This is a genomic window from Leptothoe sp. LEGE 181152 (assembly GCF_032906605.1).
In the GTDB taxonomy this organism is placed as follows: Bacteria; Cyanobacteriota; Cyanobacteriia; order Phormidesmidales; family Phormidesmidaceae; genus Leptothoe; species Leptothoe turfae.
On sequence record NZ_JASATU010000032.1, the window covers coordinates 76,877 to 103,452 of the forward strand.

The 26,576-nt window shown below is 47.3% G+C and carries 21 protein-coding genes; 7 read left to right on the forward strand and 14 right to left on the reverse strand.

Features of this window, described 5'->3' with window-relative positions:
- Positions 1 to 196: 196 nt before the first annotated feature.
- Positions 197 to 1,435 (forward strand): hypothetical protein, encoded by a 1,239-nt coding sequence (locus QGP82_RS17520; RefSeq protein ID WP_163662628.1) that lies wholly within the window; start codon positions 197 to 199, stop codon positions 1,433 to 1,435.
- On the opposite strand, the gene QGP82_RS17525 is transcribed toward QGP82_RS17520, so the two are convergent.
- The 4 genes from QGP82_RS17525 to QGP82_RS17540 all read right to left on the reverse strand — a co-directional run bounded on the left by QGP82_RS17525 (position 1,432) and on the right by QGP82_RS17540 (position 3,947).
- Entirely contained in the window at positions 1,432 to 2,499 is a 1,068-nt protein-coding gene (locus QGP82_RS17525; RefSeq protein ID WP_499060507.1) for a 3-deoxy-7-phosphoheptulonate synthase, read from the reverse strand. The genes QGP82_RS17520 and QGP82_RS17525 overlap by 4 nt on opposite strands.
- 137 nt (positions 2,500 to 2,636) lie before the next feature.
- Positions 2,637 to 2,927: a DUF7734 family protein gene (locus QGP82_RS17530; RefSeq protein WP_006516334.1), complete on the reverse strand. Its 291-nt coding sequence runs from the start codon at positions 2,925 to 2,927 to the stop codon at positions 2,637 to 2,639.
- A 3-nt stretch (positions 2,928 to 2,930) separates the two neighbouring features.
- Positions 2,931 to 3,527, reverse strand: coding sequence for a DUF3177 family protein (locus tag QGP82_RS17535; protein WP_163697573.1), 597 nt, complete (start codon positions 3,525 to 3,527; stop codon positions 2,931 to 2,933).
- Positions 3,528 to 3,722: 195 nt separating this feature from the next.
- Positions 3,723 to 3,947 carry a Calvin cycle protein CP12 gene (locus QGP82_RS17540; RefSeq protein WP_006516336.1) on the reverse strand — a complete coding sequence of 75 codons (225 nt, stop codon included), beginning with the start codon at positions 3,945 to 3,947 and terminating at the stop codon, positions 3,723 to 3,725.
- Positions 3,948 to 4,396: 449 nt separating this feature from the next.
- Between QGP82_RS17540 and QGP82_RS17545 the strand changes: the two genes are divergently transcribed.
- Positions 4,397 to 5,626: an FIST signal transduction protein gene (locus QGP82_RS17545; RefSeq protein WP_163697571.1), complete on the forward strand. Its 1,230-nt coding sequence runs from the start codon at positions 4,397 to 4,399 to the stop codon at positions 5,624 to 5,626.
- 48 nt (positions 5,627 to 5,674) lie between these two features.
- Here QGP82_RS17545 and QGP82_RS17550 read toward each other — a convergent pair whose 3' ends face one another.
- Positions 5,675 to 6,238 (reverse strand): hypothetical protein, encoded by a 564-nt coding sequence (locus QGP82_RS17550; RefSeq protein WP_163697570.1) that lies wholly within the window; start codon positions 6,236 to 6,238, stop codon positions 5,675 to 5,677.
- 487 nt (positions 6,239 to 6,725) lie between these two features.
- Here QGP82_RS17550 and QGP82_RS17555 point away from each other — a divergent pair, with 487 nt between their 5' ends.
- The gene (locus QGP82_RS17555; protein ID WP_006516339.1) at positions 6,726 to 7,175 is read left to right on the forward strand and encodes an HmpF-related protein; all 450 of its coding nucleotides are present in this window, start codon (positions 6,726 to 6,728) and stop codon (positions 7,173 to 7,175) included.
- 112 nt (positions 7,176 to 7,287) lie between these two features.
- On the opposite strand, the gene QGP82_RS17560 is transcribed toward QGP82_RS17555, so the two are convergent.
- Positions 7,288 to 9,213: an ABC1 kinase family protein gene (locus QGP82_RS17560; RefSeq protein WP_499060511.1), complete on the reverse strand. Its 1,926-nt coding sequence runs from the start codon at positions 9,211 to 9,213 to the stop codon at positions 7,288 to 7,290.
- 460 nt (positions 9,214 to 9,673) lie between these two features.
- Between QGP82_RS17560 and recN the strand changes: the two genes are divergently transcribed.
- A complete protein-coding gene (gene recN, locus QGP82_RS17565; protein WP_163662646.1) occupies positions 9,674 to 11,392 on the forward strand; it encodes a DNA repair protein RecN in 1,719 nt (572 codons plus the stop codon).
- A 373-nt stretch (positions 11,393 to 11,765) separates the two neighbouring features.
- Complete coding sequence (locus tag QGP82_RS17570; RefSeq protein WP_163662649.1) at positions 11,766 to 13,778, forward strand: EAL domain-containing protein; 2,013 nt, start codon at positions 11,766 to 11,768, stop codon at positions 13,776 to 13,778.
- Between the two features lie 115 nt (positions 13,779 to 13,893).
- On the opposite strand, the gene ftsH is transcribed toward QGP82_RS17570, so the two are convergent.
- The 3 genes from ftsH to petJ all read right to left on the reverse strand — a co-directional run bounded on the left by ftsH (position 13,894) and on the right by petJ (position 18,127).
- Positions 13,894 to 15,747: an ATP-dependent zinc metalloprotease FtsH gene (gene ftsH, locus QGP82_RS17575; protein ID WP_499060513.1), complete on the reverse strand. Its 1,854-nt coding sequence runs from the start codon at positions 15,745 to 15,747 to the stop codon at positions 13,894 to 13,896.
- Positions 15,748 to 15,891: 144 nt separating this feature from the next.
- The gene (locus tag QGP82_RS17580) at positions 15,892 to 17,466 is read right to left on the reverse strand and encodes an alpha amylase C-terminal domain-containing protein (RefSeq protein ID WP_163697554.1); all 1,575 of its coding nucleotides are present in this window, start codon (positions 17,464 to 17,466) and stop codon (positions 15,892 to 15,894) included.
- Between the two features lie 328 nt (positions 17,467 to 17,794).
- The gene (gene petJ, locus QGP82_RS17585; protein ID WP_163662658.1) at positions 17,795 to 18,127 is read right to left on the reverse strand and encodes a cytochrome c6 PetJ; all 333 of its coding nucleotides are present in this window, start codon (positions 18,125 to 18,127) and stop codon (positions 17,795 to 17,797) included.
- A 437-nt stretch (positions 18,128 to 18,564) separates the two neighbouring features.
- On the opposite strand from petJ, the gene petE reads away from it, so the two are divergent.
- Complete coding sequence (petE, locus tag QGP82_RS17590; RefSeq protein ID WP_006516346.1) at positions 18,565 to 18,969, forward strand: plastocyanin; 405 nt, start codon at positions 18,565 to 18,567, stop codon at positions 18,967 to 18,969.
- 118 nt (positions 18,970 to 19,087) lie between these two features.
- Here the strand turns inward: petE and QGP82_RS17595 are convergent, their stop codons facing one another.
- From QGP82_RS17595 to patD, 3 genes are all read right to left on the reverse strand, one after another.
- Positions 19,088 to 20,725, reverse strand: coding sequence for a dipeptide ABC transporter ATP-binding protein (locus tag QGP82_RS17595; protein WP_499060516.1), 1,638 nt, complete (start codon positions 20,723 to 20,725; stop codon positions 19,088 to 19,090).
- A 21-nt stretch (positions 20,726 to 20,746) separates the two neighbouring features.
- A complete protein-coding gene (locus QGP82_RS17600; RefSeq protein WP_163662664.1) occupies positions 20,747 to 21,316 on the reverse strand; it encodes a TFIIB-type zinc ribbon-containing protein in 570 nt (189 codons plus the stop codon).
- A gap of 123 nt (positions 21,317 to 21,439) precedes the next feature.
- Entirely contained in the window at positions 21,440 to 21,790 is a 351-nt protein-coding gene (gene patD / locus QGP82_RS17605) for a heterocyst frequency control protein PatD (protein WP_163662667.1), read from the reverse strand.
- Positions 21,791 to 22,291: 501 nt separating this feature from the next.
- On the opposite strand from patD, the gene QGP82_RS17610 reads away from it, so the two are divergent.
- Positions 22,292 to 24,583: a RelA/SpoT family protein gene (locus QGP82_RS17610; protein WP_163662669.1), complete on the forward strand. Its 2,292-nt coding sequence runs from the start codon at positions 22,292 to 22,294 to the stop codon at positions 24,581 to 24,583.
- Here QGP82_RS17610 and QGP82_RS17615 read toward each other — a convergent pair.
- Together QGP82_RS17615 and mnmE are read right to left on the reverse strand one after the other, a co-directional pair.
- Positions 24,580 to 24,987 (reverse strand): VOC family protein, encoded by a 408-nt coding sequence (locus QGP82_RS17615; protein ID WP_163662672.1) that lies wholly within the window; start codon positions 24,985 to 24,987, stop codon positions 24,580 to 24,582. The two genes, QGP82_RS17610 and QGP82_RS17615, sit on opposite strands and share 4 nt — an antisense overlap.
- Before the next feature lie 39 nt (positions 24,988 to 25,026).
- Positions 25,027 to 26,406, reverse strand: a complete 1,380-nt coding sequence (gene mnmE / locus QGP82_RS17620; protein ID WP_163662675.1) for a tRNA uridine-5-carboxymethylaminomethyl(34) synthesis GTPase MnmE — start codon at positions 26,404 to 26,406, stop codon at positions 25,027 to 25,029.
- Positions 26,407 to 26,576: the final 170 nt, after the last annotated feature.

Genomic DNA, 26,576 nt, shown 5'->3' on the forward strand with positions numbered 1-26,576 from the left:
CGGTATTTTTTTGAGTCTGGGAAGAATGCTTTAAGTATTTAGACAGACGACATCAATCCATAGTGGTAGTTCTTGTGAACTATAGTTACAAATGCTGCGCTTTTCTGGGGATATCAAGACTCAGCTCAGTCTTTCATGTTGGGAAAATTAATTAGATATACAGATAGGTTAATTAGTATTGATGGAAAATTAGTTGATGATGAGGCTGTTTTCTGGGCCATTGGCGAGCATACAGTTTTTGGCAGTGTGCCTAGGAAGTTGGGGAGGACTGAGCCATCAAGCGGATGCTCAGTCGTCACTTCCATTAAAAAGAGTCATTGATAGGCGACCAGCAGCTACAGAGCTACTTGAAACAACGGGTACACCTGTGCCTTTAACAGAGCCATTCACCTATCTAGAGCATAAGCAATTCTTGACCGCCAGGAAGAATGTTACGGGTGTTAGCTTTCCGTCAAAGCTATTAGAGCAGTCTTCCGAAATATCTTTTGAGGATAGCGACAACGATCGCAATATTGGTAGCGTCAGCCTGGAGATTGCAGAGGATGAAGAACTCGGCACTGAAGATGAATCACAAACTGACGAAGATGAAGATGAAAGAAACGGAGCAATTGATGATGAGCTAGGTATTTTACGGGTGCGATCGCAACCCATTGGCATTGATAGTGAGCTAGGGATCCTGCGCATTCGCCCCACTGAAGATGTGCCCCTGGAAGTAGAGCCAGAACCTACACGGCAAACAACCGTCTTTCTAACAGGTCGAGCTAACGTCTACGGAGGCAACAACCTCTTCCGCACTCCCAACCCCATTGACGATCGCATTTATCAAACAGGAATCGGTGTTTTCGCATTTCCACGCATTGCAGACGGCACTAATTTGTTGCTCAGCGCCGAAGCCAATCTAGCTCGCTATGAAGACCTATCGATCGTCGATTACAACGAATTACAGTTTCAAGCAGGCATTCGTCAGCGTTTAGGGCAAAGCAGCTATGGACAGCTGAATTGGCGTTATCAGGATCTCAGCACCCCTGGTAGCGACTCATTTTTTCAGGCCAACTATGTCGAGTTGCTGCTTAGTCGGCGTGACATTCTCAATAACCGCACCTGGTTAGACACTTACTATCAGGCTCGTTTGAGCATTAGCGATCCAAAAGCATTCAGTCGCTTCACTCAGATCGCCACTGGCTCTATCAACTACGGTTTTGATCCTCAAACTCGCGTAAGCTTCTTATATCAGCTGTTTCTCGATGACTACACAGAAATAGAGCGCCACGATACCTATCATCAGATCCTGGCTCAGTTTAGCCACGACCTATCAAGTACAACTCGATTGAGCTTATTCACTGGATTTCGATTTGGTCGCTCTTCTCTGTCGAATGTCGACTTTGATGACATTATTTACGGTGCAAGTATTAACGTCAATGTGCCTCTTTTTTAAAGGGACGCAGCTGAGAGATGCGGTTCAACAGCGGCAGCAAGCTGTTCTAGCATGACTTGGGTTGTTTCAAAATCAACACAGGCATCAGTAATGCTTTGACCATAGACGAGGTCATCTAAATTTTCAGGAATTGATTGACGGCCAGCTTTAATGTGGCTTTCTATCATTACCCCAAGAATATGGCGAGAACCGGTTTTGAGCTGGTCTGCTAAACTTTCGAGAACCACAGACTGCTGTTGGTGTTGCTTGTTAGCATTGGCATGACTACAGTCCACCATCAAGCGGGGATTGAGGCCTGCTTTGGAGAGCTGCTGCACAGCCTGTTGAACATTTTGCTCGTCATAATTAGGTCCATTCTTGCCACCCCGTAACACCAAATGACCATCGGGATTACCTGTGGTTGCTACGATGCTGGCAAGGCCGCTGTGGTTGATCCCCAGAAAATGGTGAGCGCGACTGGCTGCCATCATGGCGTTGGTCGCAGCCTGCAAACTACCATCAGTATTGTTTTTAAAACCAATGGGCATGGATAACCCCGACGCCATTTCGCGATGGGTTTGGCTTTCGGTAGTACGAGCGCCAATGGCTGTCCAAGAAATGACATCAGCAATATATTGAGGCGTGATTGGATCTAATAGCTCGGTTGCCGCTGGCAACCCCATCTCCGCAAGATCAATCAACAACTGACGGGCCAGGCGCAACCCCTGGTTGATGTCATAGCTGCCATCCAAGTGGGGGTCATTGATCAGCCCTTTCCAACCAATGTTGGTGCGAGGCTTTTCAAAGTAGACTCGCATCACAATTTCAAGCTGACCTGCTAGAGCTTCCCGTAGTTTCACTAACCGGCGGCCATAATCATGGGCAGCATCTACATCATGCACAGAGCAAGGCCCCACAATGACAAGTAGGCGACGATCTTCGTTGTAGAGAATATTGCGGATGCGATCGCGAGTTTGGGCGACCAGAGCCGCAGCCGATTGAGTTAAAGGCAGCTCCGCATGGAGCAGAGCGGGACTGATCAGTGGTCGAGTCTCAACTACGTGTAAATCTTGCGTTTGATACATAACCAGGAAAAATCGCGATGTAAAGCTAGCAAAACAGCCAGTCCCACACAGGATTACATTGGGGACGACCTAGGATACCGCAGCTTGTATCTATTGTGACAGGTCTTGAACGTAACGCGTGTGACCTGAAGGATTAGTTAGGAGTTTAAACGTTGGGAAAAGTCTGCCCAACTAATCTGCCGTTCTAGATAATTTGGACAGTCAGGTTGATAGGGACTCGCCAACCGGTCAATCGTAGTAATGACAGCATCATCAGGTAACACTGGCACATCTGGGTCTGCGGCAGTTGGTCGCATCAGAGAGCTAGAAAAGCCTCGAAAGACAAGAATTTCATCTATTTCTCCATCGATCTCAACAGTCACCAATAAAACCTCTTGGAGGTTTTGCAACGTATATTGCTCAAGTTGTTTCTCAATTGAAATAGCCATGATCTACTGGTTGAGTGCTGACCGTCCTTGACGTCCTAACTTTACAAAAATAAAGTAGCTCAGGGTTAGCAGGTAAATGACTAACGCTAAAATTGCCCAGAATCCCAGGAATCCAGGGGTAAAGCCAGTATGAAAGGATTGCCTAAATAACTTGGGAGCCTCCAACCAAACTTGGCAACTTTCAGCGGCAAAAGCAACACGAGAAAAACTACACCGCAAAAAGGGTAGCTGGAAAAGCAAACCTAAACCGCAGTAGAACGTTAGCGCCCAGCGCCAAGATGTAAACACAAGTTTTAACCCAGAGAAGGGTTGCTCTCGAAGTTCTTCATTGAGATCGGCCCAGAACCACAAAGATACGGGCATCATGACCCTCGCCATGACAGCAGTCAAAAAGCTGAAGGGTAACCCTGCAATCATCAGATAAACGGTAATTGCCAGCAGGCTAGAGACTTTCCAATAGATCACTAACAGCTGCTGAATCACTTCCGCTCGGCCAATGAGTCCCCATACTAAAAGGAGTAAGGGGAATAAAACCGTGAATATTACGGCCAGGCGATAGTCCATCCAAACCAATGACTGTAGGAGTTCAGAACTCGGCATAGAAATTATGGCGTGCTATCAAAACGCTCTCTAGGTTAACACCGTTGGGCCGCGAGAATAGAGAGCCATCCCCCTCTTCTAGCACTATTAAGGCCGAGCTCCTTTTATGGGAGCTCGGCCTAATGTACCCAATCAGACTAATCATTCAGCTCTACGGCATTAAATTATCAGTCTTACAAGAATCACAGCCTGTGCTTAGTCCTCATATATGCGGCACTCATCTGCCTCAGGGTTTTCATCGCAGTAGGTTTCAAAATTGGTCTTTGGCTTCTCAGATTCACGCTGGTGAGAGGCTTCAGCTTGAAGTTCTTCCACAGCATCCCAAGCAGCTGCACATGCATCAGAACCGCTACCGTCAGTGGTGCAGACATCTCGAGCTGCTTTGATTTCTTCAGAGATCTTTTCTTGAATATCGCTCATAGCTTTTAATTATCTACCTTTACTTTCAACGAAGTATTTGATTTGAAAGTGTGCTTATAGCAGTTGCCAGTGGCCTGCTTAGAGTTCCCCACTGAGAACAGCATTGCATGGAGGTGGTTTACCCTTCTATGTTAGCTTCGGTTTTTTCAAACTCGTTGTATCTAAAGAAGCATTTTGCAATTAATGGAACTGCTCCAGCAGCAAGGTATGCTTTAAAGCCGCAGATATACCTAACACCTGGGTAAGGTTAGCTTGTAAAGCCTAGCTTTATAGCCACATTATGTAGAATCTTGTAGCCAAGACAGTCTAAGTCCATCGGATGAAGGCATCAATAGAGTCGTTGCTCCCCTCTGGAATTTAACTTAACGGCAATAGGCTGGAAGCTAGACTATTAACATCTTGATTTATTTTTGAGAGTATTGAGTTTGCCATCATCGCCACCAAACGCTATGAAATGGGCTAGTGCCGTCTCTACCCATCCTTCACTGGAATTAGCACTGCGGGAGGTGATTGAGCGGGTATTAACCCAGCTAGAAATGGCACCTAACTTAGCCATTATCTTTATTTCATCAGCCTTTGCTAGTGAATATTCCCGTGTATTGCCTTTACTCAAAGGTCCTCTAGGTGGTGCCCACATCGTTGGCTGCAGTGGCGGCGGAGTGATTGGCAGAAGTAATACAGGTGAGTTAGTTGAAGTCGAAGAAACCGCAGGAATCAGTCTAACCGTTGCCTATCTTCCCGATGTCAACATCCAGGGATTTCATTTGTCAATTGATGAACTCCCTGATTTAGATAGTCCTCCTAGCGAATGGACTGAAATCATTGGCGTGTCACCGGCAGAGAAACCTCACTTTTTATTGATGGCCGATCCCTTTGCATCAGGAATGAATGACCTTCTACAAGGGTTAGATTTTGCCTATCCAGAATCAGTCAAGGTGGGAGGACTCGCAGGCATCGAAAGTATTAGCCGTAGCTGTGGACTCTTCTGCGGGCAACAGCTCTATCGCCAAGGCGTCGTGGGGGTAGCCCTGTCGGGCAACATCGTCATTGATGCCATTGTCGCCCAGGGATGCCGTCCCATAGGTCCCACCTTTCGCGTAGTCGAAGGGGACCGCAATGTCGTGACGAAAGTAGCAGCTCAAGCCTCCCAAAATGAAGCTGATACCCAAACGCCCTTGGAAGCACTCCAGGAATTGTTCCAGGATTTAGATGAAACTGATCGACAACTGGCTCAAGAATCATTATTTATTGGTCTTGCGCAAAGTAGCTTTAAACAAGCCTTAGGACAGGGTGATTTTCTTATTCGCAACCTGGTGGGAGTAGACCCAAAAGTGGGTGCCATTGCCATTGCCGATCGAATTCGTCCAGGTCAGAGAATTCAGTTCCATCTGCGAGATGCTCACACGGCTAAAGACGACTTGGTAGCACTGCTGAAAACCTACCGATTGGAAAATCAAGCACGATCTGCTCCGTCGGGCGCATTGCTGTTTGCCTGCAATGGACGAGGTACCAGTCTATTTGATACGCCTAACTGTGACACAAAACAGTTTAGTAGCCAGCTGGGACCAGTGCCGCTGGGAGGTTTTTTTTGTAGTGGCGAAATTGGTCCCGTTGGAAATACAACGTTTCTCCACGGTTTTACTTCAGTATTTGGGATTTGCCGAGAATTGGACAAGTAAGTTTTTACTGGCTAACTCCAGACAGTTTCTCATGACGTATGCTCACACTTACTTATCAGGATTAGAAGATAGCTCAGTCACAGTTGCAGCAATTTCCCATAAGGTCCCCTGGGGTAAGGTCTTAATAAATTGCCAGGCCTCTTGTAATTGCTGACGTCCGCAAGCAGTGCCCAACTGACTAAGACTGCTAAACAGTGCGATCGCAATGGCACAGACCAACATTCGACGCATTGGCCATAGGGACCAAGCTCCCCACGCCTGTTGTGATGAGTTAGGCACTTGCAAGGATGGTTGGGATGGTACCGGCGCTGTTCGAATTGCCTGACGCAACATCAACAACCTTTGATACATTTGCTGGGTATTGGGATCGTCCATCAGCCACTGAGCTACAAGCTTCCGCTCTTCAGCAGTGACTTCGTCATCTAGATAGGCACTGAGAAGTTCAAAACGAGCTTCTTCGTCATAACTGTCACGATTAGACGTCCTTTGGTCAGAGGCATCAACCGCAGAAAACTCACGATGTTCGCCACCGGCATGCTTTTGTGAACCATCCAAAGGTTCACAATTACCAGACGAGCCACTTTTATGAGGCTGAGCATGATGAAAGGACATAATTTGGACTCTACTTAATTAGTAACCCTAAACTCTGAAAGCAAATCCCCTAAGAGATATAAGCGTAGCGTCTGTTCCAAAGACCCTCGTCTTTACCCAAGGCGAAAGGAAGGTATTTGAAACCAGACGATCTACATTTGTAAACAGCGTCTTAACTATTGCACTTGAGATATCAGACGTTGGGCATAGCAAAAAGTATCCGGAACGCAAAGACTTTTTTGACGGAATTTAAATCATATTTAAGTAATCCGAACGCGGTCCTTGATAAAACCCACCCTTATTTTGAGCTGAGGCTGAGAGCAGTAGCCGAATAAAATTATTCATCGAATTATGACTCGCTCAATGGTAATCTGAAGACCCCATAAGTTCAATTTTGTGTCCCTTTATACGAGACAGGTACGAAATCTTGACGAACCTCCCCGACAGAGCAGATAAACGGCGTAGGGGGTAAGGGTATACTAGGTTTTAGCCGTTTGCTTATCCAACCATGCAGCACTTGGCCAAAGTTTGCCACACCACGTCTGAGGGCGCGCCTGTCTTACAATTTCTGGCGCGTCAGCTTGAAGACTATCTTTGGGAATTATCTATCGGTGATCAAGAAGTCGTATCTACTCTACCTGTAACTTTTAATGAAGGCACCCTAGTTTTAGTGGAGCTAGATGCGTCAAATCAAGTGGTTGATATCCAGGAAGCAACGGACTGGATTTTAGATTTAGTGTCTCAATTTTTGACCCAGGGGGTGACCCCACAGTTTTTCCATCAAGAAGTTGAGCGGGCCGAACAGTGGCGTCAGTCTCTAACGTTGCAGAGCCAGGAAATTCGTCGTCGAGCTTTAGAGACTGCTGCTCGACGCGACGAAATTCAAGCATTAGAAAAAAAACTCAGGCTGGAACAGGAAGAAATCGAGCGACAGAACGAAACTCAATCAACACAGTAGAGGTGCAGTCGCTATAGAGCGACAGAACGAAACTCAATCAACACAATAGGGGAGCCGTCGCTGTTGCATGCTGACTCGAATCAGGCCTTAGCTTTACCTAATACGCCAAATTTTATGCCGACTTTTGGGCGGATAAAAGAGGCGCACTGACAGAAACCGACTGCGGTTGAGTCGTCGTTTGCAGAAAAATACCGCGAAGTAGCCTAGCAGCCGCACGCTGTGCTAGATTTCGAGCCACGCGCTGCCCCATCTGACGAGTCTCTGGTTTAGAAAGGACTTGAGGCACTAGTTTGACGACAGTGCCACCACTCACCCCCTTAGTTTCTCCCAAAAGACCTACGATACGGCTAATATGCTCCCAATCTTTGGAAGATGGACCGACAGCAACAGTGGGTTTAGTAGGCTCACTCTTGACTGCGATTTGCAGACGTTGGACTAAGCTATGGCCAAACTGATCAAGACTTTTAGCCAACTCATCCGCAAGATAGTCACGAATGTGATCGCCACGCTCTGAGAACAAATAGTCAATGGTTTGCTGTAAAACCTTTTCCAAGTCGTAGTCCTGACTCGAACGAGCATTGCGCAAAAGATTTTCCAGACGGTTCCAACGGAAATCACCATCCTTAAACAAAAGCTCTTGCAGGGATCGACGTAATTCTGGAGAGGGATCAGTCAGCAACCGCTTAGCCACATAGGGATAGGCCTTACTCAGCACCTTAAAGTTAGGATCAACGCTAATAGCGATACCATCCAGGGTGACAAGGGAACGAATAATCAGGGCGTAATAGGCAGGCACCCGAAATGGATATTCATACATCAGGGCTGAAAACTCATCCGTGATGCTTTTGAGGTTAAGCTCTGCCACTGAAGCACCTAAAGCATTGTTAAAAACAGTGGCCAATGCCGGAATAATAGGATTTAAGTCAGTTTCAGGCGTAAGAAATTCTAATTTGACGTAATCGTGAGCTAAACCATCAAAATCACGATTTACCATATGAACAATCGCTTCAATCAAACCGTAGCGCTGATAATCCTCTACGGTACACATCATGCCAAAGTCGAGATAGGCCAATTTGCCATTGTCGGTTACGAGTAAATTGCCAGGGTGAGGATCAGCATGGAAAAACCCATGTTCCAACAGCTGCCTGAGGGAACATTGCACTCCAATTTCAACAATTTCAGTCGCCTTTAGTCCCTTAGATTCAAGTGCCTGGGGTTCGGTCAGTTTAGTGCCATTAATCCACTCCATGGTCAGCACCCGACGAGCCGTCAGCTCAGTGTAAATCTTCGGCACAATGATGTCAGGCATATAGCCATAGAGGGCCTCAAACAGCTGGGCATTTTCTCCTTCATGGTTATAGTCCATCTCCTCAAAGATGCGGGTGCCAAACTCATCCATGATGCTGACTAAGTCACTGCGCACCACACTCAAGTTATTACACGCCCACTGTGCTAATCGTCGTAACAGGTAAATATCACGGGTAATTTGGGCAGTCAGCCCTGGCCGCTGCACCTTAATGGCCACATATTCACCCGTTTGCAATTTACCTTTATAGACTTGTCCCAGGGAAGCCGCAGCGACTGGATTTGGTGAGATCTCACCATAGATAATGGATGGGTCCTGGCCCAGATCTTCTCGAATCAGACGAAAGGCAATTTCGTTTGAAAAAGGAGGAATCTGATCTTGTAACTTGACTAGTTCCTCCATAAAAGCAGGAGGCACCAAATCAGGCCGTGTGGATAGGGCCTGGCCAATTTTGATGTAGGCAGGCCCTAGCTTAGTCAACGCTTCCCTAAGCTGGACAGCACGTTTAACGTCATTCTTAGCTTGACCGCCAGTTTGCTTATCCCAAAGAGCGGCAAGACCCAATCCAAGAAATGTCCAAACGAGCTCTAGCAATCGCAGAATAATTTGGAATGGTCGAGAGCGATAGTAACGTTCAATCGCCACCGGATCATAAGTGAGCAGCTCATCTAAAGATCGTACTGGCGACACCATAGGATCATTCAGGCTAGAGGACATTGACGCAGCACGCATAGGTTATATCTCTATTATCTATAAGCTTTTAAATAAGTGCGATCGCGACTTAGCGATATATCATTTGGCTCAATGAAACTAACACCAAGCCTGGCATACTTGTTAACTATTGTAACAAGTCCCCCCGTCGTTCCTCATCCCCTACCGTCAATATCAGCATAATTTGCTCGGCAGGAAAGCGACAGTCGAAGAAACCGAAGTTCCTACCCACTACTTTCCTTCAAGCTGCATCAAAATGTCCTTAGCGATCTTCAGTGCCATAATTGTCGCCTAAAAAAGCGTAAGGATTTTATATGTCGGCAGCAACTGGCACTTCACCGATGATTTTCACAGTAAAAAATCCACAGTAAAATTGATTAGCTCGCCGACCGAGCAGTGCCGTTATTTGGCTGTCCCACACTGTGATCTGGTTTAGTCGTCACATCTCTTTATTAACACTTGCATCCAGGAGGCAATGGCCATGCTAACCTCCTTAAAAATCGATAATTTTACCCTGATCGATCAGCTTGAATTATCGCTACAGCCTGGCCTCAATGTACTGACCGGAGAAACAGGAGCCGGTAAATCTATTATTCTCGATGCCATTGATACAGTCCTGGGAGGAAAAGCCAGTGGGCGGTTAGTGCGTACCGGCTCGAAAAAAGCCGTAATCGAAGCTACTTTCCATGCACCTCCTGCCGTAGCCGACTGGCTCACAGCCAACGATATCCCGTTCAACGGCGATGGCTTACGATGTACCCGCGAACTCACTACAGGCAGAGGCAGCGTCCGTAGTCGTAGTCGCCTCAATGACGTTGTCGTCAAAAAGAATCAACTAGAAGAGCTGCGGCGCTTATTAGTAGAAATTACCGCTCAAGGGCAAACAGTCCAGCTCGGGTCTGTAGATGCTCAGCGCAATTGGCTAGATGGCTTTGGCGGTAATCCACAATTACAACAACGCCAGGTAGTGGCCCAAGCTTACACAGCCGCCAGCAATGCACAACAGGCTCTAGACCGTCGTCATCGCGCTGAACAACAACGGCAGCAGCAGCTAGATTTATTTGAATATCACGCCCAAGACCTGAGCGGAGCTAACTTGCAAGAACCAGATGAACTAGATCGCTTAAAGCAAGAGCATCAACGCCTGAGCCATAGCGTCGAGCTACAAAAACAAAGCTACGAGGCTTACCAAGTGCTCTATGAAAGTGACGGTAGCTTTGACAGCTGCTCTGACTTACTAGGACGAGTAGAACAGCTACTCAGCTCCATGCAGCGCTTTGATGAAGACGTCACACCCATACTGGATCTCGTCAGCGATGCCCTGGCCCAAGCAGAAGAAGCAGGTCGTCAAATCAATACCTATGGTGAAAATTTAGAGACAGACCCAACTCGTTTAGCTGAGGTTGAAGAACGCATGAGTTATCTCAAGCAGCTATGTCGGAAATATGGGCGTGATTTACCCGAGTTAATTGAGTATTACCAAGAAATTCAAGTGGCTCTAGATGCGCTCAATGGTGACGGGCAAACCATTGAAGCGTTAGAAGCAGCGAATGAACAAGCCCAAACCACATTAGAAGCTGAATGTGCAAAGCTCACCAAACTTCGCAAGAAAGCGGCAAAACGATTGGAATCACAGCTGGTTGAGGAACTCAAACCCTTAGCTATGGAGCGGGTCAAGTTCAAAGCCGATTTGAGCCCCCTGGAATCCCCACAAACCCATGGAGCCGATGTGGTTGAATTTCTGTTTAGTCCCAACCCCGGCGAGCCCTTACAACCACTGACAGAAACTGCTTCTGGTGGAGAAATGAGCCGTTTTTTACTAGCTTTCAAAGCCTGTTTTACCAAAGTAGATCCGATTGGCACCCTCATATTTGATGAAATTGACGTAGGTGTTTCAGGACGTGTTGCTCAGACAATTGCAGAAAAGCTTTATCAGTTAAGTCAGAATCGCCAAGTGCTCTGTGTTACTCATCAACCCTTAGTTGCAGCTATGGCTGATGCCCATTTTCATGTTGACAAACAAGTCGTCACAAACGGCAAAAAGAAGACCGATGAGCGAACAGTTGTTAGGGTCACTGGCTTAGATGAAGATGCCCGTCGAGAAGAGCTTGCCCAGTTAGCTGGGGGTCGCTCCCATCAGGAAGGCATTGCATTTGCTGAATCGCTTTTAGCCCAGGCAGCCTCTATCCGTGAAACTTAAGCAAGAGCCACACCCATGGGCAACGGTAACTGACTCATACGCAAGGGGCATACTGTCATCTGGGTATACGTCAGTTACCGTTGCTGAAAGGACACATCGATCCGTAAAACTCCCTAACAGCTTAGATCTAACAGCTGAAACCATCCCGAGGTTCAGCAATACCTAAGTTATACATTCCGCCACGGCTTGGGTATGTTGAACCCGAGTTCAACCATCGATTCTTGAAGGCCAAGGCAACATATACGATATTCAGCACATGCACACCGTGGGTGATAGTTGATATCAATAGGGAGTAACCGGTTACTTATCGACTCTTCATTGGCAGCAATAGTCAACATTATTGCCAGCTTATAGCTATTATCTGCTCAAAACCGTGATTAATCCTCCTGTTATTCCATGGCATGCCCTAAAGATTCCCTGGATTGGAGCAAACGCTTGTGCTTTATGGCTAATCACCTCCAGTACAACACCTGCTAACCAACTCACCAGAGACATCATCCCTAAATATGGCCCAACTTTATTACAAGCCGAGCTACAGACCAAGACAGGGTTATCTTTTGAACAGAAAGGCGTGAAAATAGGAAATACATATTTTTGGGCACAGTTAGCAAAGCAAGATACTAGATTTACTTCAGCAATCATGTGGCTGATCGTTTGCCTATGCTTAGAAAGTCTTTGGATTGGCGCATTGCTGATTGTCATATATCGCTGTCACAATCAACATACCTATCTTTTACAAGAAAATGAGAAACGATACCAAGATCTGGCGACATTGGGAGCTGATTTATTTTGGGAGTTAGATAAAGATCTAAAAATCTCCTATTTGTCTGGGAACTTTCACTATCTGCAATGTGAAGGATTAGAAGGTCAAGCCTTGGGTCAAGCCCTAAAAACTATTTCTAATTTGGAGGCCAACTGGGAGCAACTGAACGAGCGATTACTTCAGCACCAACCTCTGGAAAATTTCACTCTACGATTACACACTTCCAACACAACGCTACGCATCTTTAAACTCAACGCCCATCCTTTATTTGATGAGCATCATGTCTTTCAGGGGTATCGAGGTTTACAACGGGAAATTACAGAAGAGTACAATCTCACCCAGACAATTGCCTATCAAGCTGCCTATGACCCGTTGACGGGTTTAATTAATCGTAACGAGTTTGACACCCGACTCAGGCAAGCTATTCAGCGCGTACGTGACCGTGGGATTCAATCAGTATTGGGCTATCTGGATTTAGATCAGTTTAAGATCGTTAATGATACAGCTGGTCACCTCATCGGTGACCAGCTATTGACAGAACTTGCACAGCTGCTGCAACAAAATATTCGTAGCTCTGATAGTTTAGGGCGACTTGGTGGTGATGAGTTTGGCTTATTGCTGGAAGGTTGCTCTATAGAGCAAGGCCAAAAACTATCTCAGCATCTCGTCGACAAAATTAAGGACTATCAATTTGTATGGCGTGGCCGCCAATTTCAGGTGGGGGTAAGTATTGGACTAGTGCCCATATTAGGTGATGCCTCTAATGTGATTGACCTACTTAGCAGAGCTGATTTGGCCTGTTATAAAGCCAAGGATCTAGGGCGAGGTCGCGTTTATTTAGCCGACCAAAATGATACAGAACTTGATCGACAACATCTTGAATTAGTCCATATCGCTAATATCCCTCAAGCAATTGAAGAAAACCGGTTTTACCTGATGGAACAACCGATCATTTCACTGCTCAATGACTCATATCAACATGTTGAAATTTTGTTGCGATTGACTGACGAGAACGGGAATATTGTTCAGCCAAATCTGTTTATCCCCATGGCAGAACGCTATGGAATGATAGGTCTTATAGACCGCTGGGTAGTGAAAACTGTGCTAACAAACTACCACCACTACTATCCTGAAGCAAACACAATAGTAGCTATCAATCTCTCAGGTAGTAGTTTGAGTGACGAGAGATTTACTGAGTTTGTGACACAGTTGTTGCAACAGTCTGCTATGCCAGCAGAACGACTATGCTTTGAAATAACTGAGACAACAACTATCTCTCAGCTCGATCAAGCACTTAAATTTATCAACACCTTGAAAAAGCTTGGTATCCGCTTTGCTTTAGACGATTTTGGCAGTGGTGTTTCTTCTTTTGGCTATTTACGACGATTACCCGTTGATTACCTCAAAATTGATGGGGATTTAATTCGGAACATTGATGAAGAAGAGTACATTCGAACAATTGTAGATATGGTCAATCAGGTGGCCATCATGATGGGCATGAAAACTATTGCTGAGTTTGCTGAAAACGATGCCATTTTAGAAAGACTGCGCACTCTGAACATAGATTATGCTCAGGGTTACGGTATTAGTAAGCCCAGGCCCTTGCCATCGATCAGCGCATAGCCCTTATACCAGTTTTTGATTTATGGTATTTGAACTAATGTAGGTGATTTCGGAAACTTGCTGATGGTCCTCTCTACACACCCTTTCTACAAGAGAGGGCCATCAACAAAAGTTTTTATACCAACACCTCTAAGGGTTGAACTTGTGCCAGCATTTCCCTTAGCGTGTCTCCTTCAATCACTTCTTCCGCTAGCAGCTGTTGAGAAATACTCTCTAATAAATCCCGATTAGTCCGCAGAATTGTCAGAGCTTGTTCATGGGCTGCTTCTACTAGTCCTTTGACTTCTGCATCAATTGCTCGCGCTGTCTCTTCACTCATATTGCGTCGAGCATTGGGCATACCACTGTCTAGGAATGAGCTTTGTTGGCCTTTGTCATAGGCCAATGGTCCTAAGACATCACTCATACCGTAGGTGGTGACCATTTGCTCAGCCACTTCTGTTGCCCGCTGTAGATCATTTGCTGCCCCCGTTGTAATGGAGCCAAACACAACTTCTTCCGCCGATCTGCCCCCCAACAATGTGGCAATTTGACCTTTTAACTCGTCAGAACTGCGGAGAAATCGGTCTTCCGTGGGGAGTTGGAGCGTGTACCCTAGCGCCGCCATACCTCTTGGTATAATAGAGATTTTCTCTACCTGCCCACCCCCTTCCATGAGTGAGCCCACCATGGCATGACCAACTTCGTGGTACGCGACTATTTCTTTTTCTTTTGCATTGAGGACACGACTCTTTTTCTCAAGCCCCGCAACAACACGCTCAATAGCTTCAGCAAAATCAGTCTGGAGAACTGCCTGACGGTTATTACGGGCGGCTAACAGGGCAGCTTCATTCACCAAGTTGGCCAGATCAGCCCCTGCAAATCCAGGGGTACGTGTAGCAATGGCATTGAGATTCACATCGTCGCCCAGCTTGACTTCCTGGGCATGAATTTTGAGAATCGCCTCACGTCCTTTGAGGTCGGGGCGGTCGACCAGTACCTGACGATCAAATCGGCCTGGACGTAGCAGTGCTTGATCCAATGTTTCAGGTCGGTTAGTGGCTGCCAGCACAATGATGGTATTATCATCGGCACTGAAGCCATCCATCTCTGTGAGCAGCTGGTTTAGTGTTTGTTCTCGCTCATCGTTACCACCATAGAAACCACCGGAAGCACGAGATTTACCAATGGCATCTAGCTCGTCAATAAAGACAATACAAGGGGCCTGCTTTTTCGCTTGGTCAAACAGGTCACGCACCCTTGAAGACCCGACACCTACAAATAGTTCAATAAATTCAGACCCCGAAATACTAAAGAAAGGGACTCCGGCTTCACCCGCTACCGCCTTAGCCAATAGGGTTTTACCGGTTCCTGGTGGTCCCACCAGCAATACCCCCTTAGGGATCTTGGCTCCAATATCGGTAAACCGCTTGGGTGTTTTCAAAAAGTCAACGATTTCTACTAATTCAGTTTTGGCTTCTTCAACACCAGCGACATCCTCAAAGGTAATTTTGGTGGCTTCGTCTTCTACATAGACTTTGGCTTTACTTTTACCAATAGAAAGTGCACCCTGAGGACCTCCACCTCTGGCTAAGAAAAAGCGCCAAACCGCAATAAAGATTAGTGGCGGAATCACCCAGCTTAGTAAACTACCAATCCACTGATTTTGAGCCGGGGGAGTGGCCGCAAATTCCACACCGTTGGCTTCTAGCAAATCCGGTAGCTTCAAATCAAAAATTGGCGTTGTGGAATATATCGCACCAGGCTCTCCTAGCTCATTTTTCACCTGGTAGCGAATTTCATTTTGCCCCACCGATGCTTTGACTACCTCATGCTCTTGTACCTGATGGAGGAACATACTGTAAGGAGTACGTGGGGTACGCTGAATAGGTAGGAAAATATTTAGGACCAGCAAAACTGCCCCTAGCAAAAATAGCAAATTACCAATTTGTCGAGAGCGTGGCGGGCGTGGGTCCTTATTGACTGGCATGGGCTGAAATTCCTTACAGATACGTCCTTAGCTTTAGCCTATCAACGCAGCTGAAGAAAAAACTTGATTGAAAACCGTACACCAGTGGTCGGGTTTTCAACGCTTTGTGAGCAGGTCTGAAAGCAACCTCGGTCAAAGGTGTCATTACAGACGAGCTCTAATATGCAATGCTACGGCCTGTTGAGGCGCTACATCGAACTGAGCTCGACCCTCTGAATCTACTGTAATCAAGCGTTTACAACTGTCTAACGTTTCGCTAGGTGTTTCACCAGATTCGGCCATCGATGTCTCAGACAAAACATTGCAGTAACCACCCGCTGGCAATCCTGTCATCAATATTTCACTGAGAGTATTATTTTCGTTATTAATAACTACAAACCCCCGATTGCCACGGGCAAATGCGATTTGGCTCTTGCCGTTATCCCACCAATGGTCAATGGTAGAAACACCTTGGGTCACATTGCGAAACTCCACCATACTGGCAATGTCAGACCAGCGATGTTCACACACCCAGCCATCCCCACAGCTCACTGGTAAGGTTTGTCCGTTTTCATCCGCAGGCGGTCCTACCCAGTTGCCCTGCTCTCGCGGCCAGTCATAGCTGGACATAATTTTTGGAGTGCCATAGGGCCATGCCAACATGAATATATTGGCTAGCCGATATCGTGCTCCGCCATCGGTTGGTGCATAAAAAGTGATTATGTTGCGATCGCGACTACGCTGAGTTTTGTGGTTATCCGTAAAAACAACAGCCTTATGACTCGGTATTAATCCCCAGGCTTCCCCAAATAGCACCAAGTTTTTTAGTTCACCATGGCGCACTTGCTCACCCAGATTACGACCATAGCGGACCTCGGTAACCGCACCATTGCTAAAGTAATCGCTGGCTTGAATAGCGTTTGTTCCGGGGCTCGTGATTTCCTGGTAAATAAATGGACGCCCTCCATCGGGATAGAATCGGGGGCTTAGGGGATGCAGACGCCGCAGAATCTTGGCAATGTGCTGTGGTGGAATATGTTGGGCAGCATCAATACGAAAACCAGCCACACCGAGGGTTAACAGTTCATTCATGGCAGCTGAGATCGCAGCTTGCACCGTCTCACTCCCCGTATCCAAATCCTGACGCCCCTCCACCTGGCAGTGCTTTACCTGCCAGGGGTCTTCAACATAGTCCCGAGGCGCAATCGTACATGGGGCATTAAAGTCTGCCTTAATGTACGGCACCTCGTTGTAGGAAAACGTCGCTGTATCGAAATCACTGCCGTCACTGCCTTTGCCAGCGCCAGCACTAGCCATATTATTGATCACCAAATCGGCATAGACTTTGATACCCGAGTCATAACAGCGCTTGATCATATCTGCTAGCTCAGCTCGACCACCGCTACGGCTTGACAATTTATAGCTAACCGGCTGATAGCGCTGATACCAAGGAAATGGAGTGGGGTCTTGAGCGATTATCCGATGTTCATGGGGGGGAGAAATTTGCACAGCCCCGTAACCCTTTGGCCCTAACCAACTTTCACACTCCTGGGCAACATCTGGCCAACGCCACTCAAATAGCTGAACGATCACCGAACGGGAACTCGTAATCTGTCGTCCACCCGCTGAGGGGGGCAATTGGGCAGCTACCTGACATCCTCCCATTCCTAAGGCACAGGCTATAGCTGCCGAGCGCCTGGCAAAGGATGCCAGTCGTCCTGAACTCACCAAGGAACCCACTGGACTGCACCACCTGCGATCGCAGGGAGACTCATTGTTTCAACAAGCAAAGCGAGCATTATATAGCCTCACAACTGTGTCCAGTATCGGTCACGTATTATCCACGATTAGCACTCCGCCAACCAAGTAATATTTTTTACACGGATGTGATAGCGCATTCAGAGTTCTTGAGATTTTTTTAGGCTTCAGAACTACGTTACCTAATACAAAAACCCGCTTCCAGGGGGGGAATCCCCCTAAAAACAGGCTTTATTAATTCAAATTGAGGATTAGGCTAGGTGAAAGCCAAGGCTAATCAAAATATAACTGGTTCAAAAGTAGGACGTGACTACCAGCCCTTATCGGATTGAGCCAATACATAAGATGCAACGTTCTCAATCTGCTCAGGTGTCAAACGACCACCGAAAGAGGGCATACCAGCATTACCATTTGTTACCTGAGTCGTAATTGCATCAACAGTATCTTTGCCATTAGCAACCAAGTCATCCTTCTTTAGAGTCTTAGCAGGGTTAACTGCGTTACCACCACCAATGTGGCAAGCCGCACAGTTAGCAGCAAATACCTGAGCACCAGCACCAGCATCAGCAGCCATAGCAGGAGGCGCAATCAAGAAAACTGCGCTTGCTACAAACGCTACAACAGTAGCCAAAATAGACTTCATCGGATACTCCTCTCAAAAAAAGTCACAGTCTAATAATCAAACGATTTCAGCCAAAAGCTTAAAGTTTGACTAAAGATGATCGTCTCCAGTTTTTTCAGACCGCGTCAAATGACAGCAGGTCAAACATTAACAACTGTAAAGAGCCTTGCCATCAGCTTTAGCCAGCCATAGCTAACTATTAGGCCATGGCACATGTCTTTTGGAGATCGACTCAAACCTATATGCTGAAAGGCATTCCCTAGTTTTAACATCTAGAGAAAGAGACCATTAGACGTGTCCGAAACGCTATCGAATAGTTGACTAGAGGTCTGGTACTGCTGAACAACGCTTTATTTTTTGTTTATTTGTCTACGACGACATCCGGCATTCTAAAATAACTAAGCATGTTGTAGTTAAGAATGCTTAACTACCTCTAAATTCAACCTTGAGAAATCACCATGACCTTTATCAATCGCGCTTTGCGAGCCATGGGTGCGCTATTAGTAGCGGCTGCTCTGGTTTTTGCAGGCACTGTTTTCAATGCAGCTCCTGCCTACGCTACTGATTACCAAGTAAAAATGGGTTCCGATGCAGGTCTGCTGGCGTTTGAGCCTGCAACCCTCACCATTAAGGCTGGCGATACAGTGACTTGGGTTAACAACAAAATGGCCCCCCACAACGTTATCTTTGATGCAGCTCAGGTTCCTGGCGGCAAAGACGTTGCAGACGCCTTATCCCAAGAACAGCTAACCTTCTCCCCTGGTGAGTCCTACTCCTCCAAATTCACTGAGCCTGGTGAGTACAGCTACTTCTGCGCCCCTCACCGTGGTGCTGGCATGGTTGGCAAGATTATCGTTGAATAGATGATGATTGCTAATCAAGTCATTTGAATGTAACGCAAAAGGTCGGGTCAATGGCCCGACCTTTTTGTCGTTCTCAAGAACTCTCACTGGACACAGCAATGCTCAGAGATCGCTAAAGTCATGTTTGTTTTGCCAATAAAGGGGCAGCCGACAAGAGCGTTTTCGTATATGAATGCTGCGGTGATATGAAAATCTGCTCTGTTGGTCCAATTTCAACGATTTTGCCACCATTCATGACAGCTATGCGATCGCAAAGATACCGCGCCACCCATAAATCGTGGGTAATAAATAGATAGGTTAAGTCAAGCTCTCCTTTCAGCTCCAGCATCAGCTCTAGGACCTGGGCCTGAACGCTCGCATCTAACATGCTCACTGGCTCATCACAAATCACCAGCTTAGGTTTAGTAATTAAGGCACGGGCAATAGCAACGCGCTGCTGCTGCCCCCCAGACAAATCACCAGGATAACGGCCATAATAGTCTTCGGTCGGCGTCAGTCCCACCCGCTTCAACATGGCACGGACCTGCTGCTTGGCATCCGACGCATTCGCCAAACCATGGATAATTAACGGATCAGCAATCCCCTGCCCCACGGTCATCATAGGATTGAGACAAGCATGGGGATCTTGGAAAATCATTTGGAAATTGCGTCGCTGCGCCTGCAGTTGAGCCCGAGACATGCCTACCAAGTTTTGTCCCATGAACTCCACCCGCCCTGATGTCGGTGGAATAATCTGCATCAATGCACGGGAAAACGTACTTTTTCCGCAGCCTGATTCTCCCACCAGACCCAGGATCTCACCGGGATGCAAGTCTACAGAAATGCCATCAACGGCTTTGATATCCTCCGATTGTGCTCGATTAAACAACTTCGAAAGCAAATTTTGCTCAATGGTGTAGTGCTTTACTAGATCTTGTACTCGCAGAAGAGGAGCGGTTGCGGTTTCTTGTTCTAATGCCGAATCATCAGCCTCATAGTTTTGCAACTGATGGGCCGCCTGTAGCAAAGACTGAGTGTAATCCGCCTGAGGATGATACAAAACGTCTGCGGTCGCTCCCAGCTCTACAAGTTTGCCTTGATACATGACGGCAATGCGATCGCAATATTCCCCAACCAATGCCAGATCGTGGGAAATCAGGATCAGGGCCATCCCCCGTTCTCGACACAGCTGAGTCAGCAGGTCTAAAATTTGCGCCGAAACCGTGACATCCAAACTGGTGGTGGGTTCATCTGCCACAATCAGCTTGGGATTGAGTAGCAGCGCCAGGGCGATGGCAACCCGCTGCCGCATACCACCACTAAACTCGTGGGGATACTGATCCCAGCGGTTGGCAGGGATACTGACGGATTTTAGGGTTGCGATCGCAATTTCCTTCGCAACCTGCTTAGACACATCGGAGCGATGGGCGCGCAGGGTCTCTACGCAGTGATCCCCGATGGTCATCAGCGGATCGAGTCGCGTCATCGGATCTTGAAACACCAATGACACCGCTTCTCCTCGAAACCGCCGAATTTCCTTGCTCGAAAAGCCCAACACATCGCGCCCTTCAAACAGTGACCGTCCTTTAGTCTGACTACCCCTTGGCAACAACCGTAGAGCAGCTCGCCCCAAGGTGGACTTGCCACATCCAGATTCTCCCACTAGCCCCAGCATTTCTCCAGGCTGTAGCAATAAAGACACATTCTCAACTGCCCAACTTTCCTGCTGTGGATAAGCGACACCAAAGTCATCAAGCTGTAGCAAGGGAGGAGTCATAATACTCAAAACATAGATATTTCACTTCTCAAATCGCCTCATCAAATAAGCCACCCCAAAATCTCCATTGGGGTGATTTTCCAGCAAAGTTGCTAGCTCAAAAAGTCTCTCCGCAATTTCTGGCCCAAGTTTCTCCGCTGTCGCCACCTGCTCACGCAGTTCGGCCTCAGCAACACGCACACGGCTTTGCCATTCATCGGTAAAAAGCACAGGGATATAGGCACTCAGACCAAGCTCACTAAGCACATCCCACTCCCCTGCATCACACCAAACACCTTTGCAAGCAGGACAGCGTTCCAGAAAAAATGCAACTTTTTGTAGATTAATTCTGCTTCTAACTAAATAAAATCCACAGCTCGGACAAAGGCCAGCTCGATTGTCGTAGCGAGCTGGCTGATAATCAATGTCTTGGTTAATGGGCAACGTCAAGTCATCAATCCTAAGAGACGGATCTGTCTGGGTAGCTTGCCAAGACTGATAATCCTCAGGAGCTATCCAAGAGCCACTACAGGTTGGACAATTAGAAGCCTTTAGCCCATCTACTAGCTCACCTATCAGCAGCGATTCCTGCGGATGCTTTGGACAGAACATCGCCCTCCGTGAATAAAGTACAAAAACTATACAGACACATGTACTAAATCGCGTCTACATCCAGAACTGTAGTTTTTAGCAGGGGAAAACTCAAGTTTTTCTAGGAGCAAATCTAGGAGCAAATCACTGATTACAGAGGTTAATTAAGACTTGAGTAAACCCTTCTAACTGCTGCAGACGCTGCTCCATTTGCTGTAGACGCTGCTGCCGAGTATCACCGTGGCTAGCTGAGGTCACAAAGTTGACCTCCACCATCAAAAGCCGCATGTGACGATGGATTTCCGTTATCGCTGCACGCCCTTGAGGCTGCTCCAACATATCTGTCTGACTTAGCTGAGGCCAAAGGGTTTGAGCAAAGAACTGTTGCAGAATATTAGCCTTTGCAGCCCCTTCCATCTGCCCTAATGCCAACTTTACCTGAGCTAATTGAGCACTATAGGCATTGAGATCATCAACTACAGTAGCAAATGTCATGATTTAATAATAATGCAAGATTTTAATAAAGCCATTTAGAACTTTTTTTTTAATCTCTATAGCTTTTATATAAGTATTTTATTGTTCTTTAATTACGCACATATTCTAATAGTAAAGGCAAGCAAATCGCCTGGTAACTGATGTAAGCACTAATCTAAGCCTTGAAATTATCCACTTACAGAACTCAGGCAATCGTCTGTAACGACCACTAATAACCTCACCATAAAGCTACAATTGTAAGAATTTATACTCTGTAATCTATCCTACGAATTAAGAGGATAAACGTCTTGGTCAAGATGGCACTTGAAACTTTGATGCATCGTGCCACAGGCGTAATTTCTTACATAAGACAGATGATTGCGGATCTTGCTTGCTCACTAAGTACCGACGTTTTGAATTAACGCAACTTCCAGTAGAACAGAGCGTATCGGTACTGGCCCTATTCAGACCACCCGGAGCCAATGTGGTTTTTGCAGTTTTTATCCTCTCCCCCGATCTACCATGACACCAGTAGCCCCTGTTATCCCCAAAGACTGTACCTTACCGACCTGGCTTAGGTCTTGCATCCTAGAACACAGCCAGCCAATAGAGATCCATGGGGACAGCCAGGTCCCGCTTGAGCGTCCTAAAGATAACAATCAGCTAGTCTGTCGCGCATTTGAATTTGCCTATCAACTCCACAAAGGGCAGATGCGGGCCTCTGGGGAACCATATATTGCCCATCCGGTAGCCGTCGCGAATATCTTGCGCAGTCTAGGGGGAGACAGCGCTATGATTGCAGCCGGTTTTTTACACGATGTCGTAGAAGACACAGATGTTTCAGCGGATGAAATCGAGGCTCATTTTGGGGCAGAAGTCCGCCAAATGGTAGAAGGGGTCACCAAGCTATCAAAATTTCAGTTCAACAGTAAAACAGAGCGTCAAGCTGAAAATTTCCGCCGTATGTTCTTGGCTATGGCTCAAGATATCCGAGTCATTGTAGTTAAGCTGGCAGATCGCCTCCATAACATGCGGACATTGCAACATCTGCCACCCGAAAAGCAGGTACAAAAAGCCTGCGAAACCATCGAAATTTTTGCCCCACTGGCAAATCGACTGGGGATCGGTCGTATGAAGTGGGAACTAGAGGACCTTTCTTTTAAGTACCTAGAAGAGTCTTCTTATCAAGAAATCAAAAACTTAATTTCTGAAAAGCGTGTAGACCGAGAGGCCCGGTTAAAACAGGTTGCCGAATTATTAGAAACTCATTTGACCAATGACGGGATCAACTGTGTTGAGATCAGCAGTCGCCCCAAACATCTTTACAGCATCTATCGCAAGATGCAGCGTCAGAAAAAAGACTTCCACCAGATCTATGACATTGCGGCAGTACGCATCATCGTTAGTACCAAGGTGGAATGTTATCGAGCTCTAGCGGTCGTTCACGATCAATTCAAGCCAATTCCTGGACGCTTTAAAGACTATATTGGTCTACCTAAAGCGAACCGTTATCAGTCATTACACACGGCTGTTATTGGCGAGCAAGGTCGCCCCATTGAAGTGCAGATTCGTACGATGGAAATGCACCACGTTGCCGAATATGGGATCGCTGCTCACTGGAAATATAAGGAAACTGGTAACAGTAATACCAAGGTCAACGCAGAAGACGAAAAATTCACCTGGCTGCGACAACTCCTGGAATGGCAAAGCGATCTCAAAGACGCCCAGGAATATTTGAGCGATGTTAAAGATAACCTTTTTGATGAAGAAGTCTATGTCTTCAGTCCCCGAGGTGATGTATTTGCCTTAAGTCAAGGAGCCACGCCTGTAGATTTTGCCTATCGTATCCATACAGAAGTAGGGCATCACTGTGCTGGGGCCAAGGTAAACGATCGCATTGTCACCCTCGATACCCAACTTGAAAACGGTGACATTGTTGAAGTTCTGACCAACAAACACAGCCACCCCAGCCTGGACTGGCTAAATTTTGTCGTTTCCGCCGGTGCTCGTAACCGTATTCGTCATTGGTATAAGCAGTCTCACCATGATGAGAACATGGCCCGTGGCCATGCCATGCTGGAAAAGGTCATGGGGCGTGATGGTCTAGATTCTTTGTTGAAATCAGCTCCAGCCCAAGCAGCAGCGCGACGCAGCAATTATCCCTGTGTTGAGGATATGTTGGCAGCTTTAGGTTACGGAGAAATCACACTGAATGCGGTGGTTAACCGTCTGCAAGAGGCCACTAAAGAACTCCAGCCAATAGACGAAGGAAACGATGAAGCCCTAGCAGAGCAAATCAATGAAGGCGCAGTCGTTCGTACTCGCTGGGGCGGCGATACCCATAGTAGTGCATCAGGCAGTTCCATCATCGGTGTCGAGGGGTTACTGCATCATATTGCCGGTTGCTGCAATCCACTGCCAGGGGAGCCGATTCTCGGGGCCGTATCAATGGGTGCTCGGGGCATTGCTATCCATCGTCAAGGGTGTCCGAATGTGGCCTCGGTACCTGGGGATCGCCTCATACCAGTACGTTGGAATTCAGTGGGAGCCGCCACTGGCCGACCTCAAACCTACCCAGTCATGCTGAAACTGGAGGTTATTGATAGGGTGGGTGTTCTTAAGGATATTTTGAGCCACTTATCAGATCTTAAGATCAACGTACATCGAGCAACAGTCACGACATTTCCGGATCAAATTGCTGAAATTGACTTGGGCCTTGATGTTAAAGACCATGCCCATTTTGATCGAACCATTAAGAAATTGCGCAAGATGACCGATGTGCTAAAACTTAAGCGCCTTAGTCAGATGGATTAAGGCACCGATGATTGGTGCAAAATCAGGCGATTCCCAGCTGGATCGTATACATAGACTTCTTGGCCGTGGCTGGCGTGGATGATGTCATCCGGTGGTGCATGGCCTAGTTTTGTTACAGTTGCGATCGCACCTCGTAAATCCTCCACCTCAAGACACAGGCTCATACTCCCGGCTGGTCCAGTAAACTCCTGAGTATCGCCAGGTTTAAATAAAGCCAGCCTTAAACCTCGTAACACAAATTCTGCATAACACTGGGGGATATAACGGTGGGGTGCTTGGCCTAATAAGCCCTGATAAAACTCCACTAAGGCCTGTAGATTTTCACTGGCTAGGGTCACGAAGGCGTCCTGCATTTTGATAGGGTGGACGATGCCTACCCTAGGATCGCCGTTAACTATTGCCATAGGTATGATCCACTATTACTTACCAATACAAAATCGGCATTACTTACCAATACAAAATCGGCTAAAAATCTCATCTAACATCGACTCGGTCATCTCCTCACCGGTTACCTCTCCCAAAGCACGGATGGCGTCCCGTAAATCAATGGTCCAAAAATCAAGGGGCAGCACAGCTTCTATGGTGGCTTGCACCTGCTTAAGCGCACTGTGGGCACGGGTTAGGGCCGCTGCCTGTCTCTGATTAATTGCTAAATCCATGTTGGCAGCACTGACATTACCCGCTTGCACAATGGTAAGGATGGCATTCTCTAAATCGTCAATGCCCTGACCTTGGGCGGCGGCTGTGTGGACAACAGGCCCATCCACCCCAGGCAGACTAACCGGCGGCCCTAGATCTACCTTATTGATCACTAAAATATGAGGTTTATGCTGAATATCGCCATATAGTGCGGCTTCCGCATCAGTCCAGCCGACAGTGCCATCCACGGTCAGCAAGACTAAATCTGCATTTTTAGCCGCTGCCTGGGAACGTTCAATTCCCAGTTGCTCTACTTGGTCAGTGGCATCACGAATGCCCGCTGTATCGAGCACCTGCACAGGAATGCCACCAACCACCAGCTGCGATTCAACCACATCACGGGTGGTGCCGGGTAAGGCGGTGACGATGGCGCGATCGCAACGACTCCAGGCATTCAGCAAACTGGATTTACCCACATTGGGCTGCCCCACGATTGCCACCTTGAGCCCTGTCCGCAGCAGCTCCCCCTGATGGGCTGTAGACAGAATTTGGGATACTTCAGCTAGGAGCACCGCCACCTGATTACGCACATGATCTTCATCTAAAGGGGGAAGATCATCGGCAAAGTCAATGCGAGCTTCCACCTCCGCCAGCACGTCTAAACACCGGCTGCGACATTGGCGAATCACCTGGGTCAGCTTGCCTTTAATTCCAGCCAATGCCACTTGGGCCGCTTGAGGTGATTGGGCTCCGACCAAATCAGCAATACCTTCGGCCTGGGTTAAATCTAGACGACCATTGAGAAAGGCCCGCAGAGTAAATTCCCCTGGTTCTGCCAGGCGCGCTCCCTGGGCAATACATAACTGCAATACCTGCTGCACCGCCATGATGCCACCGTGGCAGTGAAATTCCACCACATCCTCACGGGTATAAGAACGTGGGGATTTCATCAACAGCAGTAAAGCTTCATCAATCGTCTGCCGAGTCTCTGGGTGGGCAATGTAACCATAGAGAATACGATGGCTTTCCCAAGGTGCAGTGCTGTGGAACACCTGTTGAGCAATGGAAACTGCTGTGGAACCCGAGAGTCGCACAATGCCGACACTCCCCTGCTGTGGCACAATCGCGGTTGCGATCGCAGCAATGGTTTCACCCTGCACAATTGTTTCCCTTGGCTCACCCACATTCCTGACTCAAACACTGCCAACATCAAACTTTAACGCCCCCTGTGCCGCCTTGCACGCAAGTCCACCTGGAATGACCAAAGTTGGTTATGTTGTCATAATTAATCCTAGTAGCCCATGGACGGCGGCCTTGCTCCATTACATGTCAATTTTTCACAAGGAATCCAGCC

What these genes read in the sequence shown, in the direction of transcription:
- QGP82_RS17615 (WP_163662672.1), bottom strand. Translation starts at nt 24,987, where the DNA reads ATGGCAATAGTTAACGGCGATCCTAGGGTAGGCATCGTCCACCCTATC.
- ftsH (WP_499060513.1), bottom strand. Translation starts at nt 15,747, where the DNA reads ATGCCAGTCAATAAGGACCCACGCCCGCCACGCTCTCGACAAATTGGT.
- QGP82_RS17545 (WP_163697571.1), top strand. Translation starts at nt 4,397, where the DNA reads ATGAAATGGGCTAGTGCCGTCTCTACCCATCCTTCACTGGAATTAGCA.
- QGP82_RS17595 (WP_499060516.1), bottom strand. Translation starts at nt 20,725, where the DNA reads ATGACTCCTCCCTTGCTACAGCTTGATGACTTTGGTGTCGCTTATCCA.
- QGP82_RS17560 (WP_499060511.1), bottom strand. Translation starts at nt 9,213, where the DNA reads ATGCGTGCTGCGTCAATGTCCTCTAGCCTGAATGATCCTATGGTGTCG.
- QGP82_RS17535 (WP_163697573.1), bottom strand. Translation starts at nt 3,527, where the DNA reads ATGCCGAGTTCTGAACTCCTACAGTCATTGGTTTGGATGGACTATCGC.
- QGP82_RS17600 (WP_163662664.1), bottom strand. Translation starts at nt 21,316, where the DNA reads ATGTTCTGTCCAAAGCATCCGCAGGAATCGCTGCTGATAGGTGAGCTA.
- petJ (WP_163662658.1), bottom strand. Translation starts at nt 18,127, where the DNA reads ATGAAGTCTATTTTGGCTACTGTTGTAGCGTTTGTAGCAAGCGCAGTT.
- QGP82_RS17610 (WP_163662669.1), top strand. Translation starts at nt 22,292, where the DNA reads ATGACACCAGTAGCCCCTGTTATCCCCAAAGACTGTACCTTACCGACC.
- recN (WP_163662646.1), top strand. Translation starts at nt 9,674, where the DNA reads ATGCTAACCTCCTTAAAAATCGATAATTTTACCCTGATCGATCAGCTT.
- QGP82_RS17540 (WP_006516336.1), bottom strand. Translation starts at nt 3,947, where the DNA reads ATGAGCGATATTCAAGAAAAGATCTCTGAAGAAATCAAAGCAGCTCGA.
- QGP82_RS17555 (WP_006516339.1), top strand. Translation starts at nt 6,726, where the DNA reads ATGCAGCACTTGGCCAAAGTTTGCCACACCACGTCTGAGGGCGCGCCT.
- QGP82_RS17525 (WP_499060507.1), bottom strand. Translation starts at nt 2,499, where the DNA reads ATGTATCAAACGCAAGATTTACACGTAGTTGAGACTCGACCACTGATC.
- QGP82_RS17550 (WP_163697570.1), bottom strand. Translation starts at nt 6,238, where the DNA reads ATGTCCTTTCATCATGCTCAGCCTCATAAAAGTGGCTCGTCTGGTAAT.
- QGP82_RS17520 (WP_163662628.1), top strand. Translation starts at nt 197, where the DNA reads ATGATGAGGCTGTTTTCTGGGCCATTGGCGAGCATACAGTTTTTGGCA.
- petE (WP_006516346.1), top strand. Translation starts at nt 18,565, where the DNA reads ATGACCTTTATCAATCGCGCTTTGCGAGCCATGGGTGCGCTATTAGTA.
- patD (WP_163662667.1), bottom strand. Translation starts at nt 21,790, where the DNA reads ATGACATTTGCTACTGTAGTTGATGATCTCAATGCCTATAGTGCTCAA.
- QGP82_RS17530 (WP_006516334.1), bottom strand. Translation starts at nt 2,927, where the DNA reads ATGGCTATTTCAATTGAGAAACAACTTGAGCAATATACGTTGCAAAAC.